Annotated in this window: 13 protein-coding genes; 5 read left to right on the top strand and 8 right to left on the bottom strand. The window is 68.5% G+C overall.

Annotation, left to right across the window (positions count from 1 at the left end):
* The coding region (locus BN11_RS05595) for a Gfo/Idh/MocA family oxidoreductase (RefSeq protein WP_162213171.1) at positions 1-343 on the bottom strand (343 nt) is incomplete at its 3' end.
* A gap of 287 nt (positions 344-630) precedes the next feature.
* Between BN11_RS05595 and BN11_RS05600 the strand changes: the two genes are divergently transcribed.
* Entirely contained in the window at positions 631-1368 is a 738-nt protein-coding gene (locus tag BN11_RS05600) for a GntR family transcriptional regulator (RefSeq protein ID WP_048700890.1), read from the top strand.
* A 160-nt stretch (positions 1369-1528) separates the two neighbouring features.
* Here BN11_RS05600 and BN11_RS05605 read toward each other — a convergent pair whose 3' ends face one another.
* The gene (locus BN11_RS05605; protein WP_048695554.1) at positions 1529-1942 is read right to left on the bottom strand and encodes a universal stress protein; all 414 of its coding nucleotides are present in this window, start codon (positions 1940-1942) and stop codon (positions 1529-1531) included.
* A 57-nt stretch (positions 1943-1999) separates the two neighbouring features.
* Positions 2000-2929 (bottom strand): TIM barrel protein, encoded by a 930-nt coding sequence (locus tag BN11_RS05610; protein ID WP_048695558.1) that lies wholly within the window; start codon positions 2927-2929, stop codon positions 2000-2002.
* Positions 2930-3085: 156 nt separating this feature from the next.
* Between BN11_RS05610 and BN11_RS05615 the strand changes: the two genes are divergently transcribed.
* Entirely contained in the window at positions 3086-4156 is a 1071-nt protein-coding gene (locus BN11_RS05615; protein ID WP_048695562.1) for a transaldolase family protein, read from the top strand.
* Between the two features lie 38 nt (positions 4157-4194).
* On the top strand, positions 4195-6123 hold the full coding sequence (gene iolD, locus BN11_RS05620; protein WP_407667974.1) for a 3D-(3,5/4)-trihydroxycyclohexane-1,2-dione acylhydrolase (decyclizing): 1929 nt from the start codon (positions 4195-4197) through the stop codon (positions 6121-6123).
* Positions 6124-6238: 115 nt separating this feature from the next.
* Here iolD and BN11_RS05625 read toward each other — a convergent pair whose 3' ends face one another.
* Positions 6239-7123 (bottom strand): sugar phosphate isomerase/epimerase family protein, encoded by an 885-nt coding sequence (locus tag BN11_RS05625; protein WP_048695568.1) that lies wholly within the window; start codon positions 7121-7123, stop codon positions 6239-6241.
* Between the two features lie 263 nt (positions 7124-7386).
* Here BN11_RS05625 and BN11_RS05630 point away from each other — a divergent pair, with 263 nt between their 5' ends.
* Together BN11_RS05630 and BN11_RS05635 are read left to right on the top strand one after the other, a co-directional pair.
* A complete protein-coding gene (locus BN11_RS05630) occupies positions 7387-8046 on the top strand; it encodes a PadR family transcriptional regulator (protein ID WP_235435377.1) in 660 nt (219 codons plus the stop codon).
* A gap of 11 nt (positions 8047-8057) precedes the next feature.
* Entirely contained in the window at positions 8058-9149 is a 1092-nt protein-coding gene (locus BN11_RS05635) for an inositol-3-phosphate synthase (RefSeq protein WP_048695574.1), read from the top strand.
* Between the two features lie 78 nt (positions 9150-9227).
* Here the strand turns inward: BN11_RS05635 and BN11_RS05640 are convergent, their stop codons facing one another.
* From BN11_RS05640 to BN11_RS05655, 4 genes are all read right to left on the bottom strand, one after another.
* A complete protein-coding gene (locus BN11_RS05640) occupies positions 9228-10241 on the bottom strand; it encodes a cell wall-binding repeat-containing protein (protein WP_048695577.1) in 1014 nt (337 codons plus the stop codon).
* A 90-nt stretch (positions 10242-10331) separates the two neighbouring features.
* The gene (locus BN11_RS05645; protein ID WP_083433560.1) at positions 10332-11357 is read right to left on the bottom strand and encodes a cell wall-binding repeat-containing protein; all 1026 of its coding nucleotides are present in this window, start codon (positions 11355-11357) and stop codon (positions 10332-10334) included.
* A gap of 144 nt (positions 11358-11501) precedes the next feature.
* The gene (locus tag BN11_RS05650) at positions 11502-12227 is read right to left on the bottom strand and encodes a PP2C family protein-serine/threonine phosphatase (RefSeq protein ID WP_083433971.1); all 726 of its coding nucleotides are present in this window, start codon (positions 12225-12227) and stop codon (positions 11502-11504) included.
* 82 nt (positions 12228-12309) lie between these two features.
* Positions 12310-14423 (bottom strand): cell wall-binding repeat-containing protein (locus BN11_RS05655; RefSeq protein WP_235435378.1); only part of this gene is annotated, 2114 nt, incomplete at its 5' end.

Genomic DNA, 14423 nt, shown 5'->3' on the forward strand with positions numbered 1-14423 from the left:
TGAAGCCGACCATGAAGGGGACGCCGGCGGCCTCGACGGCGGCGAGGGCGCGGTCGACCTCGGCGAGGTCGAGGCTGACCGGTTTCTCGCAGAGGATTGCCTTGCCGGCCTCGGCTGCCTTGATCGTCAGGTCGACGTGGGTGTCCGTGCTCGTGCAGATGGCGACAGCGTCCACCTCCGGGCTGGCCAGCAGCTCGTCGATGCCGAGGGCCGCCACCGCGAGGTCGCCGGCCACCTGTTGAGCGACCTCGGGCACGGCGTCGGCGACGGCCGTGACCGTCGTGCCGGGCACTTCACGAAGCAGCAACCCCGCGTGCATCCGGCCGATCCGGCCAGTGCCCACGACACCCATCCGCACGGGTGGGCGGCTGTCCGCCTCGGCAACCCCAAACCCTGCACCCTGCCCGGCCATGCCACTCCCATCGTTGGTTGGTGATGCGCGATCGGCGAGCTGAGCGCTGGGGCGCGCCGACGCGCGGGTCGACACCACATACTCAAGAGCCTCCGTCTTCAAATGTCAAGACATTAGGCCAATAAGCCGGATGACGTATCCGGGATGCTGTCAGGACACCATGTCATGAGCGGCTCTTTGTTGCTTTGTTCGTATGTCCGGTGACCTACACTGCGCCGATGGACACCATCCCGGTCGTCATCGATCGCGCCAGCCCGGTCCCGCTCTATCACCAGCTGGCCGAGCAACTCACCGCGGCGATCGAGAGCGGCCGCCTCGGCCCGGGCGACCCATTCGAGAACGAGTTGGCGTTGGCCGATCGGCTGGACCTGTCACGGCCGACCGTGCGCCGGGCGATCGCCGAACTGGTCCAGCGCGGACTGTTGGTTCGGCGGCGGGGTGTCGGCACGACGGTCGCCAGTCCCATGGTGCACCGTCGCGATGAGCTGACGAGCCTGTATGACGACATGGAGCGCCGCGGTCAGCATCCGGTCACGCGGGTGCTGCGTCTGGAGCACGACGTGCGCGACCCCGTGGCCGCGGAGGCGCTCGGCGTGCCGGCCACGACGCCACTGGTGTTCATCGAGCGGCTGCGCAGCGCCGGCGACGTCCCCGCCGCGCTGATGCACAACTGGCTCCCGCCGGCATACGCCGACATCACCCTCGCCGACCTCGAGGGCGGCAGCCTCTATGGCTGGCTCAAGGCGAGGGGCATCAAACCTGTTGTGGCACACCAGGTTATCGGGGCTCGTCGGCCGACGGCCGGCGAGCGCAAGCTGCTGCGACTCGCGGCCGGGGACCCGCTGCTGACCATGTCGCGCCGGGCGTATGCCGCGGATGGCTCGGCCGTCGAGTACGGCGATCACTGCTACCGGTTCGACCAGTACGCCTTCGACGTGACCGTCCACGAGAGATAACACGCCGTACGAAGAATCCCCACGAAGAAACCCCACGAAGTGTCCTCGCTCCTGCGTCGCTGCGGTACTTCGCGAGGACCCGAAGAAACCCCACGAAGAAACCCCACGAAAGTGTCCTCGCTCCTTCGTCGCTGCGGTACTTCGCGAGATGTGCTCGCTCCTAGTTCGGCGCCTTGACGACCAGGACGGGAACGGGAGAGTCGAGGATCAGGGTCTGGGTGACGCTGCCGAGCAGCGCCTTGCCCATGGGGGAACGGCGGCGTGCACCGATCACGAGCAGCGTGGCCCCAGTTCGCTTGACGGCATCGAGGATCGTCTCCGCAGTGTCGTCGATCTCGGCCGAGGCCGCTTCGAGGTCGAGGCTCCAAGAAACGTCCGCGACCGACGCCGCGGCGAAGGCCTTTGCGAGGTCGTCGCCGACCGAGGCTTCGAGTGCGGCCCGGTGATCCTCGTCGGCCGCCTTCTCGACGCTGATCACGATCAGCTCTTCGCCGCGCTGGGCGGCCTGGCGCGCTGCTTCGGTGAGGACGGCCTGGCTGTAGCGCGAGGTCTGGTGGGCGACGGCGACGGTCATACGGTCTCCTGATGGCTGAGGTGTGGGTGAGCGGCGGGTCGAGGTGACGTCGTCAGGCTAAGGCAGGCCCAGACCGAGGGACGCCAGGTATTCCCGGGTCTTGACGGCGTTGGGCAGGGGATAGGACTTGTCGCAGCCGTACATGTCTTCTTCACAGATGACGTAGAGGTCCTTGTCGAGGTCGGCGAGGGCCTCGATCATCAGGCCCATGTCGGGCTCGCCGAGTGGCGGGGCGACGGCGCAGCCGGCCTTGACGGCCTTGACGAAGGGCCAGTCCTCGTCGTGGGCCTGCTTGACGATGAGCGGATCCATCGCCTTGATGTGCACATAGGAGATGCGCTCGGGATACTTGCGGCACAACTCCATCGGGTCGCCGGAGCCGTAGACGATGTGGCCGGTGTCGAGGCAGAAGCCGACGTATTCGGGGTCGGTCGCCTCGAAGACGCGGTCGATGTCCTCGGGGGTCTCGATGTGGCTGTCGCCGTGCGGGTGGAGCACCATCGTCAGGCCGTAGTCCTGCTTCATGATCTTGCCGAGCCGGTTGGCATTCGCGATGTAACGCTGCCAGGCCTCGGGGGAGAGCACCTTGTCGTCGATGTAGTCGCCGGTCTTCTCGTCGCGGAACATCGGGGGCAGGTGCACGACATACTCGGCGCCGACCTCGGCGTGCGTCTGGCCGATGGCCCGGAAGAGCTTCTCGGTGTCGTCCCACGCCTCGGCCTTGTGCAGGATCCCCCAGCCCGTGCCGGCGACGACCCGGAAGCCGTGCTCGTCCATCACGTCCTTGAGCTCGATCGGGTCGGTGGGGAAGTAGCCGTAGGGGCCGGTCTCCATGATGGAGAAGCCGGCAGTCCGCATCTCCTGCAACGCAGTTCGCCAGTCGATCTGAACGGGGTCCTGCGGGAACCACACGCCCCATTGGTCGGGACACACGCCGATGGTCAGCTTGCGGTAGCGCTCGTCGGGGTTGACGGCCTTGTCGGACATGGGCACGCGATCCTCTCGTCACGAAATGATCTGATGTCCTATCAAAACACCTGGGTCACCAATTCACAATGCCTCTCGATTCCCCGACAGCCCTAGCGCTCGCGTCGTGTTTGTCCTAACATTAGGTCAACCGCCACCGATGACGAGGAGCAGACGATGACCGCGACCCCCCTGGAGCAGATGACCGCCGGCGACTTCCCCACCGTGCTGTGGAACGACTCGGCCGATCCGCGGGAGCTGGGTCAGTCCATCGCGTGGGGCGCCGTGGGGGCGACGTGCAATCCGGTCATCGCCGTGCAATGCATCAAGAACGATCTGCCCCGGTGGACGGCTCGGATGAGCGAGATCGCCCAGGAGCGCCCCGAGGCGAGTGAGAGCGAGATCGGTTGGCAAGTCGTCGAGGAGATCTCCAAGGAGGCCGCCGCACAGCTGAAGCCGGCCTTCGACAAGCACGGCGGACGCAACGGGCGCCTCTCGATGCAGACCGACCCGCGCAACCACCGCAACGCGAAAGCCCTTGCGGACCAGGCCAAATACTTCTCGACGCTGGCGCCCAACATCATTGTCAAGATCCCCGCGACGGCCACGGGCCTCACGGCTATCGAGGACGCCGTGAGCCGTGGAGTCTCCATCAATGTCACCGTGTCCTTCACCGTCCCGCAGGCCGTCGCCGCCGCCGAGGCGATCGAACGCGGCATGGCCAAGCGCGAGGCTGCCGGACACGACGTGTCCAACATGGGCCACGTCGTGACGATCATGGTCGGCCGGCTCGACGACTGGCTCAAGGACTGCGCCAAGACCGAGGGCAGTGACATCGACCCCGAGTATCTCGAGTGGGCCGGCGTCGCTGCGTTCAAGCGCGCCTACAGCATCTGGCAGGAACGCGGTTACCGCTCACGCCTGCTCTCGGCCGCCTTCCGTAACACCAAGCAGTGGTCGGAGTTCGTCGGCGGCGATGTCGTCATCTCCCCGCCCTTCGCGTGGCAGGAGAAGATCCAGGCCGCCGGGGCGGCACCCGAGAACCGTATGGACGTGCCAGTCGACCCAGCCATCGTGGAGGCCCTGTCCGCGGCCTTCCCCGACTTCCGCCGCGCCTACGACCCGGACGGCATGAGCCCGGAAGAGTTCGATACCTTCGGTGCGACCCGGAAGACGTTGCGGCAGTTCCTCGGTGCCGACGAGGAGCTGGACCAGATGGTGCGCGACGTCCTGGTGCCGGCGCCCTGACCGGCACGCACACGGCATACAGCAAAGACGGGATGACGATGAGCGAGACCACCCGCCTGACCACGGCGCAGGCGATCGTGAAGTTCCTCGGCCAGCAGTATTCGGAGCGCGACGGGGCCGAACAACGCCTCGTCACGGGGATGTTCGGGATCTTCGGGCACGGCAATGTATGCGGCGTCGGCCAGGCGCTCCTGCAGGACCAGATCGCCTTCGAGGACGCCGGCGCGGACGACCCGCTGGCGGCCGGACATCTGCCCTACTACCTCATTCGCAACGAACAGTCGGGCGTGCACGCGGCCACGGCATACGCCCGGAGTCGCGAGCGCCTTCAGGTGATGGCGGTGACGACGTCGATCGGCCCCGGGGCGACGAACATGATCACGGGCGCCGCGCTCGCGACGACCAACCGCATCCCGGTGCTGCTCTTCCCGTCCGACCAGTTCGCCAACCGGATGCCGGATCCCGTTCTGCAGCAACTCGAATCGCCACAGACGCTGGATACGGCGGTCACCGACTGCTTCCGTCCGGTTTCGCGCTTCTTCGACCGGATCGTCCGCCCCGAGCAGCTGATGCCCTCGCTGCTCAACGCGATGCGCGTCCTGACCGACCCCGCCGACACCGGAGCCGTGACGATCGCGCTGCCGCAGGATGTGCAAGCCGAGGCGTATGACTGGCCGGTCGCCTTCTTCCGCAAGCGCGTGTGGCATATCGCTCGCCCGGTGCCGGAGCGGGCAGCGCTCGAGCGCGCCGTCGAGGTGCTTCGCTCCGCAAAGCGTCCGCTCGTCGTCGCCGGTGGCGGGGTCGTCTATTCGGGCGCGTCCGAGCAGTTGCGCGAATTCGCCTCGGCCACAGGCATTCCCGTGTCGGACACCCACGCGGGCAAGGGCGCGATCAACTGGGATCACCCCTCCGCAGTGGGCGCGGTCGGCTCCACCGGCACCACAGCCGCCAATGCGTTGGCGCGCACCGCGGATGTGGTTGTCGGCATCGGAACCCGCTACAGCGACTTCACCACTGCCTCGCACACGATCTTCGCGGGCGACGGCGTCGAGGGTGACGTGCGCTTCGTCAACATCAACACGCTCGGCTTCGACGCGGCCAAGCACAGCGCCACGATGGTGCTCGCCGACGCGCGCGAGGCTCTGACAGCGCTCTCCGCAGCGCTGGACGGGTGGGAGGTCGAGGCGGCATACCGTCAGGAAGCGGCTGACCTCGACGCAGACTGGCAGCGCCAGGTCGACGAGTGCTATCACCGCGACCACGCGCCACTTCCGGCGCAGACCGAAGTCTTCGGTGCGCTCAACGAGTTGATGGGCCCCGAGGATGTCGTCATCAACGCGGCCGGCTCGATGCCCGGTGACCTCCAATGCCTTTGGCGCGCAACGACTCCCGTGCAGTATCACGTCGAGTACGCGTACTCGTGCATGGGATACGAGATCCCGGCTGCCTTGGGTGCCAAGCTCGCGCTCGGTGACGACCACGAGGTGGTCGCGATCGTCGGTGACGGCACCTATCAGATGTCGCCCATGGAGATTGCGACGATCGTCTCCGAGGGTCTGAAGGTCATCATCGTGCTCCTGCAGAACCACGGCTTCGCCTCGATCGGAGCGCTGTCGGAGTCCCGCGGCTCACAGCGGTTCGGCACGAAGTACCGCATGCGCTCGGGAGGTGCCGGCGGCCGCCTCGACGGCGCCGAGGTGCCCTTCGATCTCGCGGCCAGCGCCGCCTCATGGGGCGCGGATGTGTTGCGCTGCAACGGCATCGAGGAGTTCCGCGCGAACTACGCGAAGGCCGCCGCGGCGGACCACACGACCGTCCTCTATATCGAGACCGACCTCATGGGTCCCAACCCGCCCGGCTCGGCCTGGTGGGACGTGCCCGTCGCCGAGGTGAGCGACCTGGAGTCGACGCAGGCGGCATACGCCGAGCATGTGGAGAACCGGAAGGCCCAGCGCCACTACCTCTAAAGCCGACTCGCCCTCCTCCGAAGCGGGGCCTGGTTTCGCGACGGGGGCCGGGCTATAAGCCGGCCCCCGTCGGCGAACCAGGCCCCGCTCGGTCAGACCCTGGGTCACGTGTGAGTCAGGCCAGCGCGTCCAGGTAGGCGATCGACGTGCGCACGTCGTGGATCGGGCCCTCGCCCTCGGCGGGGACGCCGTCCGTGAGAGCGCAGTCCTGCTCGAGGATGTACCAGCCCTGGTAACCCTGCTCCTCGAGCGCCGAGATCGCTTCTCCGACAGGGACATCGCCTCTGCCGAGCGGCTCGAACAAACCGGCCTGGACGGCCTGGAGGAGTGTGAGCTCGCCGCCCATCAGCCGCTGGGCGACCGCGGCGTCGACGTCCTTGAGATGGGCGTGCCCGACCCGGGAGCCGTGTTCCTTGGCGAACGCGACCGGGTCGACGCCACCGATGTAGAGGTGCCCCGTGTCGAGGCACCATTTCACGTCGGTGTGCTCGAGCGCGAGGTCGACGTCGGCCTTGGTCTCGACGAGGGTGTCGACGTGCGGGTGCAGGACCTGGGTCAAGCCGTGGCGGGCGCACACCTCGTCGACCTCCCGCAGGCCCCGGCCCAGCTCGGCCATACCGTCGGCGTCCAGGGGCACCGGCTTGGACCAGTCGTAGTCCTGCACAACCGCAGTGACGAAATGCGTGCCGCCGTGCGCGGCGAAGTGAGCGGCGACCGACTCGGCGCGATCGAGCGCGTCGGCGCGCTGCGCGGGGTCATGGAGCACCAGCGGCACGAACCCCCCGATGAGCGACATCTCATGCTCCCGAAGCGTGGCGTCCAGCCCGTCGGAGTCCTCGGGGAAGAAGCCCGGTGCCCCGAGTTCGGTCGCGGTCAGCCCCACCGACTTCATCTCGGGCAGCACCCGCTCGGGCGGCAGCATCACCCCCCAGCCGGGAACCTCACAGACTCCCCATGAGATCGGCGCCCCGCCGACCCGGTCACGCAGCGAACGACCCATCGCACTCTCCTTTGAACTGACTAAGGCCACGGTTTGTCCTGACATTCTATCAGCCCGTTGTATGCAGTGACGGGCCGGTTCTCCCGCGGCGCAGGCGCCCGGCCGCCGCACCCCCGAGGGGGTCGCACTGACCTATTCGACGGGTCGACGTGACGCCTCGACGGGGTGGGAAGGACATCTCGACGGGTGTGTCGGAGTGACAAAGGCGGGCTTTGTCCTGTTATGATCCCATGTATCGAATAGATATATCGAAGGAGTATGCAGTGGCGCCGCGGCGACAGCACCTGCTGGACCTGGCCGTCCTCGGGCTGCTCCACGAGGCTCCGATGCACGGCTATGAGCTGCGCAAACGGCTCAACCTGGCACTCGGCCCGTTCCGGGCCCTCAGCTTCGGCACGCTCTATCCGGCGCTGCGCGGCCTGGTCGCCGACGGCCTGATCTCCGAGTCGAACCCGGTCTCCGCACCGAACCCCGTCTCCGCCTCGAACCCGGCGACCGGGCACGCCCCGGCGACACCCGCCTCCCGCCGGCCGCGCATCGTCTACGAACTGACCGATGCCGGCCGCACCCGGTTCGCCGAGCTCAACAACCGGGCCGACGACACGGCATACGACGACGACGGGTTCGAGGTGCGCATCGCGTTCTTCGCCCGCACCGAGTCCGCAGTCCGGTTGCGGATCCTCGAGGGCCGGCGCGCCCGCCTCGAGGACCGGCTGGCCGCCCTTCGCACGGCCCCGGCAACCCCGAGCGCCGGCGACATCTGGAGCCGCGCCCTGACCCGGCATTCCGAGGACACTCTCGAACGCGACCTGCGCTGGCTCGGCGAACTCATCGCCGCCGAGCGATCCGCACCCGCCCGCCCGGGCACCCTCACCGACCCCTCCCATCCGGCGTTCACCCCACGTCAGACCAACCAGAAATAAGGAGCACCACCATGGGTTCGATCCGCGTCGCCATCGTCGGCGTCGGCAACTGCGCGAGCTCGCTCGTGCAGGGCGTCGAGTACTACAAGGACGCCGACCCGGCCGGCAGCGTGCCGGGCCTGATGCACGTCAAGTTCGGCGACTACCACGTCTTTGACGTGCAGTTCGTCGCCGCCTTCGACGTCGACGACAAGAAGGTCGGCAAGGACCTCGCCGAGGCCATCAACTCGAGCGAGAACAACACGATCAAGATCTGCGAGGTTCCCACCACCGGGGTGACCGTCCAGCGCGGCCACACCCTCGACGGGCTGGGCAAGTACTACCGCCTGACCATCGACGAATCGGCCGCCGAACCGGTCGACGTCGTCCAGGCCCTCAAGGACGCCGAGGTCGATGTTCTCGTCTCCTACCTCCCGGTCGGTTCCGAGGAGGCAGACAAGTTCTACGCCCAGTGCGCCATCGACGCCGGCGTCGCCTTCGTCAACGCCCTCCCGGTCTTCATCGCCTCCGACCCCGAGTGGGCCGCGAAATTCGAGCACGCCGGCGTGCCGATCATCGGCGACGACATCAAGTCCCAGGTCGGCGCGACCATCACCCACCGCGTCATGGCCAAGCTGTTCGAGGACCGCGGCGTCGTGCTGGATCGCACCTACCAGCTCAACGTCGGCGGCAACATGGACTTCAAGAACATGCTCGAGCGCGAGCGCCTGGAGTCGAAGAAGATCTCCAAGACCCAGGCCGTCACCTCCAACCTCAACGGTCCGCTGGCCGGCAAGAAGGAGGACCGCAACGTCCACATCGGCCCGTCCGACTACGTCGCCTGGCTCGACGATCGCAAGTGGGCCTACGTCCGCCTCGAGGGCCGCGCCTTCGGCGACGTGCCCCTCAACCTCGAATACAAGCTCGAGGTCTGGGACTCGCCCAACAGCGCCGGCATCATCATCGACGCCATCCGCGCGGCGAAGATCGCCAAGGACCGCGGCGTCGGCGGCCCGCTGCTCTCCGCCGCGGCCTACCTGATGAAGTCCCCGCCGGAGCAGCGCGAGGACACCGAGGGCCGCGCCCGCCTGGAGGCGTTCATCGCCGGCACCGAGCCCCGCTGAGGCGGGGCTCGCAAACGCGAGCGGGCGGCATACCCAGGGTTGGGTATACCGCCCGCTTGCGTTGTCGCGGAAGCGAACTCAGCTGAGGTATGCGGCGAGCTGATCCTCGACGTTCTTGGTGATGGTGGCGGTGCCGCCGAGGACGACGATATTCGTCGGGTTGAGCTTCTTCAGTTGCTCATCGATCGACGCCGGGATCGAATCGGTGTCGACGAGCAGCACCGGCGAGCCCTTCATGCCGGCGACCGGGGCGCCGGAGAGCGCGTCGGGGAAGACGCGGCCGGAGGCGACGTAGACCGTCTCGACGCCCGGGGCGTAGTTGGCCTCCGCGATCGCTGCAGAGGTGTCGAAGCGGTCCGCGCCGTACTGGCGGGTGACCGTGCCGCCGACGGTGAACTTGCCGAGGAAGCTCTCGACTTCCTCGCTGACGGTCGCGGGACCGCCCAGGATGACGATGTGCTGGGTCTGGAGGCGCTTCAGTTCGTTCTTGACGACGCCCGGGACGGCGTCGTGCTCGACGAGCAGCAGCGGCCCGTTGGTCTTGGCCGCGACCGGAGCACCGGAGAGCGCGTCGGGGAAGACCTCGCCGGAGGCGATATAGGTCGTGTTGACGCCGGCCTCGTAGTTCTCCAGGCTGATCTTCGCCGACGTGCTGTAGCGAGTGGGGCCGGCAATGCGCTCGACCTCGCCGGTCGTGGCGATCTTCTTGAGCTTGTTGGCCACCGCGCCCGAGACGGAGGCGCGGCCGCCGAAGATGATGATCTTCTTCGGCTTCAGGTTCATCAGTTCGGCCTCGACCGACTCCGGCAGGCTCTCCGCCTTGGTCAGCAACACCGGAGCGCGCTCCATGCCCGCCACGGGCGCACCGGTGAGGGCGTCGGTGAAGACCTCACCGGAGGCGACATAGGCGACATCGAGGCCCGGCAAGAAGCTCTGGTGGGCGATATTGGCGGAGGCCTCGTAGCGGTCGGCGCCGGCGATCCGGTACACGCCGCCGTCGGCGGCATTGGCGCCGGCGACGGGGCTGAGGGCGAGGGCGCCGGTCAGCGTGGCGGCCGCGAGCGCGGCGCGCCGGGTGATGGTGCTCTTCATGAACTGATTCACTTCCTTTGCGGGGTGACCCACGCCGTATGACGCGAGCCGACGGGGCGAAACCGAGCCGGCCCCCGGGCCGGACCGGCCTCACGGAGAGACGTAGCCGGCCAGTTCCTCCTCGACGGCGGTGCTGACCGAAGCGGTGCCACCGAGCACGACGATCTTCCTGGGCTGCAGGTAGCCGAGCGCCTCGCGGATGGAGTCGGGGATGTCGGTGTCGTCGACGAGCAGCATCGGGCCGCGGCGGATGCCGCCGACCGGCGCGCCGGACAGCGCATCGGAGAAGACCTGGCCGTAGGCGACATAGGCGACAGAGACGCCAGGGGCGAACGACTCCGTGGCGATGTTCGCCGAGGCGTCGTAGCGGTCCGCGCCCCAGAGCCGCTCGACGAAGCCGTCCGTGTAGTCCGTCAGCCCGGCCGAGACCTCGTCGGAAACGCTGTTGGGTCCGCCGAGGACGTAGATGGTCTTGGGGTTGAGCCGGTCGAGTTCCTCGGCGATCGCGCTGGGCAGCCGGTCGTCAGCAGTTAGAAGCATGGGCGCGCCGTCCATGCCGGCGACGGGGGCGCCGGAGAGGGCGTCGGGGAAGACCTCGCCGGACGCGAGGTAGACCTTGGACACGCCCGGGTCGAAGGTCTCCTGCGAGATCTGGGCGGACGCCTCATACCGGTCCTTCCCCATCCAGCGGTCCACCCCGCCGCTGGTGTAGCTGCCCAGCTGGGACTCCACCGAGGTGCTGATGGTGGCCGGACCGCCGAGGACCACGATGCGCCGCGGCCGCAGCCGGGTCAGCTCGGCGGCGATGGCCGACGGGATCTCGCCCGCCTTGACCAGGAGCAGGGGGCCCTTGCGCTGGGCCGCCACCGGTGCACCCGACAGGGCGTCGGTGAAGATCTCACCGCTGGCGATGAAGGCCGTGCCCACCCCCGAGTCGAAGCTGCGTCGGGAGATCTCCGCCGACGTCTCGTAGCGGTCGGCGCCCGCAATGCGTTCGACCCCTTCGGCCCGGCCAGAATCCGCCCCGAAGGCGGTGGGCGCGGCTAGCGGAGCGACGACGAGCCCTCCGGACGCCACGAGCGCAACGATTCCCCGCCGGACAACTGCACTGCTCATGTGTGAATCTCCTCGAAACGACTGCCCCGACGACCCAAATGGGTCGGTCGTCCCCAGGAGGGTAACGAATTCGCCCGGGTGAGGACACACCTGATGCCCGGAGGACGGACATTTCACACGTGAAGCATGCGTATCAGGCGCAGATCACGCGTCCCGGATGTCGATCACGACGACGGTGACATTGTCGTGCCCACCACCTGCGAGGGCGGCCTGCACCAGGGCGTCGGCGGCGTCCTGGGGATCCCGGGCCGTGTCGAGGACCCAGAAGATGTCGTCCGGACTCACCTCGTCGGTCAGGCCGTCGGAGCAGACAAGCAACCGGTCACCGCTGGTGACCTCGAGCCGCTCGTGGGCAACGTCGACATCGGGCCGGGCGCCGAGCGAGCGGGTGACGATGTGGCGCATCGGGTGCACCTGGGCCTCCTCGGGCGCCAGGATGCCGAGGGCCACCATGTCCTGAACCTCGGAGTGGTCGATCGTGACCTGCCGGATCTCGCCCTCGTGGATGTGCAGCACCCGCGAGTCGCCGACGTTGAAGACCACCCAGGCGCCGTCGGTGAGCGCCGCGCAGCCGGCGAGCGTGGTGCCCATGCCGCGCTGACCCGGCTCCGACCCGGCCGCCCAGATCCGCTCGTTGGCCTGCTCCACGGCCGAGATCACCGGCTCGACCTCGCCCAGCCGGGCGCCCTCCAGACCGCGCAGGACCGAGATGGCGAGCGCGCTCGCGACCTCGCCGGCGGCATGTCCGCCCATCCCGTCGGCGACAGCGAAAATGGGGTAGGCAGCGAGGGCACAATCCTCGTTCTGCTCCCGGTAATGCCCCGGGTGGGACGCCACGCCGACCTCGATCACGGCGCTAATGTCCCACACCGGACCGACCACCTGGCAAGCCCACCCAAAATACCTCACGGCGCCACGTCTGTCGTGGCGCCGTGAGGAGGGTAGATCCTGGTCAGGGCAGGTAGGACCCGAGGACCGCGCGCACCCGCTCGCTGACCGTCGCCGGGCCGCCGAGGACGACGATCCGGCGCGGCTTCAGGCGCTCCAATTCCACGTCGATCGCCGGCGGCACCGCATCGGTGTCGACCAGCAGGACGGGACCACGCGTCATACCGGCGATCGGGGCTCCCGACAGGGCGTCGGGGAAGACCCGGCCTGACGCGACGTAGACGACGGCGAGGCCGGGGTTGTAGTTCTCGTGCGCGATGGCCGCGGAGGTGTCGAAGCGATCGGCGCCGGAGTAGCGCAGCACCCCCCCGCTGGTGTAGCGCCGCAGTTCGGTCTCGACCTTCGCGGTGATGGTGCTGGTGCCGCCCATCACGATGATGCGGCCCGGCTTGAGCCGGGTCAGTTCGGCGGCGATGCTGGCGGGGATCGCGTCGGTGTCGACGAGCAGGACCGGCGTGGCGGTCTTGCCGGCGACCGGCGCACCCGAGAGGGCGTCGGTGTAGATCCGGCCCGAGGCGATGTAGACGGTCGGCACGCCGGGGTCGAAGGCATCCCGGGAGATCGCGGCCGAGGTCGCGAACCGGTCGTCGCCGAAGAGCCGGCTCACGCCGCCGGAGGTGTAGTCCTCGAGCTTGTCCGCCACCGCCGTGCCGACGGTGGCCGGGCCGCCGAGGATGACGATGCGCCCGGGCGTCAGGCGCCGCAGCTCCGCCTGAATGCCTCCCGGTAAGCGGTCGTCCTCGACGAGCAGAACCGGTCCCCTGTCCTTGCCGGCGACCGGCGCGCCCGAGAGGGCGTCGGGGTAGACCTCACCGGAGGCGATATAGGCGACCGCGACCCCGGGGTCGAAGCTCTTGGCCGACATGGCGGCGGACGCGGCATACCGGTCGGCGCCGGACCACCGCTCCACCTTCTCGAGCGACGGGAAGTCGACCTTGATGCTCGCGCCCTTGGCGGTGGCCGAGACGACCTCGAGCCTGACGACCTCGTCGGGACTGGTCCATTTCTCACCGGGCTCCAGGCCGGGGTGCCGGTCGGTGGGGACGTCCTTGCCGTCCGGGTGGAAGTCGAGGACGGTCGTGTCGGCGGGCGTCTCGCTGGCCAGGTCCTGCATGCGCACGATGACGCCGCCACCGGGATCGGTGCGCACGACGCCCGTCGGATCGGTCCACGTCGCATCGTCGATCCACGAGTCGAGGTCGGTGGGCGTGCGGTATTCGACGGTGTAGCGGGTGTCGCCGACCGTGATCGCGAAGCCGCGCTGGCCCCGGTAGGCCGACAGCGGCCGGATGAAGGTGTACTGCCCGCTGCCGGGCGTCACCTCGGGGAAGTCGGCGTCGCTGAGCACTCCCATCCGGCGCAGGTTGGCGGCGGAGATCTTGCCGACCTTGCCGTAGTGCCACCAGCCCATCAGGTCCCAGGGGTCGCCGCCGGGTTCGGCCTTGCAGTAGTCCGACAGCGGGACGGGCGTGGTGTGCGCCGCATCGGTCCAGCAGCTGATCGAATTCGCCATACCGAGACCGGAGTTGCTGCCGATCCCGTAGGCGATCAGGTTCCAGGCGACCTGCTGCTGGCCGTTGAGGAAGGCGACACCATCACCGGCTTCGGTCAAGCCGCGCGAGAAGAGGGCACCGAACTTGCAAGCGGAGGTCTCCGGGAAGACGATGTCGAGGTGTTTGCGCACGCCCGGGGTGTCGGGCGCCACCTTGCGGGTCTCGCGCTCGATGGCCTCGGTGTCGCAGCTGGCGGCCTCCTCGGCGGTGAGGGTGATCTGCTCCCACGGCCGGGTCTGCGCGAGGGTGACCGACATGGCCGAGTTGGTGGAGGTGCGGTAGTAGGTGTTGGCCGACCCGATGGCCTCTGCCACCGCCGTGGTGTCGAGCGCCCCCGGCTCGGACCCGGTCCAGTAGACCGGCTGCACCAGCACTCGATGCTCACCCAGCGCGCCGCGCTCGCCGACGCCGCGAGCGGACGCCGCAGGGTCGGCATACTGCACGATCTTGGGTATGGCCGGTGCGGTCGCGTCGGCGCGGACCGCGTGCGCCGGCGTCGAGTGCGTTGGTGTGGAAGTGCGTTGGTGTCGGTGCCGCGTTGGCGACGCCCGCGCCCGCCGCCGCG

It is taken from the genome of Nostocoides australiense Ben110 (genome assembly GCF_001050535.1).
GTDB classification, from domain to species: Bacteria; Actinomycetota; Actinomycetes; order Actinomycetales; family Dermatophilaceae; genus Nostocoides_A; species Nostocoides_A australiense.

Bases quoted from the DNA above. Each gene is read 5' to 3' on its own strand.
- BN11_RS05615 (WP_048695562.1), top strand. From the start codon at position 3,086: ATGACCGCGACCCCCCTGGAGCAGATGACCGCCGGCGACTTCCCCACC.
- BN11_RS05640 (WP_048695577.1), bottom strand. From the start codon at position 10,241: ATGAAGAGCACCATCACCCGGCGCGCCGCGCTCGCGGCCGCCACGCTG.
- BN11_RS05625 (WP_048695568.1), bottom strand. From the start codon at position 7,123: ATGGGTCGTTCGCTGCGTGACCGGGTCGGCGGGGCGCCGATCTCATGG.
- BN11_RS05635 (WP_048695574.1), top strand. From the start codon at position 8,058: ATGGGTTCGATCCGCGTCGCCATCGTCGGCGTCGGCAACTGCGCGAGC.
- BN11_RS05605 (WP_048695554.1), bottom strand. From the start codon at position 1,942: ATGACCGTCGCCGTCGCCCACCAGACCTCGCGCTACAGCCAGGCCGTC.
- BN11_RS05600 (WP_048700890.1), top strand. From the start codon at position 631: ATGGACACCATCCCGGTCGTCATCGATCGCGCCAGCCCGGTCCCGCTC.
- BN11_RS05610 (WP_048695558.1), bottom strand. From the start codon at position 2,929: ATGTCCGACAAGGCCGTCAACCCCGACGAGCGCTACCGCAAGCTGACC.
- iolD (WP_407667974.1), top strand. From the start codon at position 4,195: ATGAGCGAGACCACCCGCCTGACCACGGCGCAGGCGATCGTGAAGTTC.
- BN11_RS05645 (WP_083433560.1), bottom strand. From the start codon at position 11,357: ATGAGCAGTGCAGTTGTCCGGCGGGGAATCGTTGCGCTCGTGGCGTCC.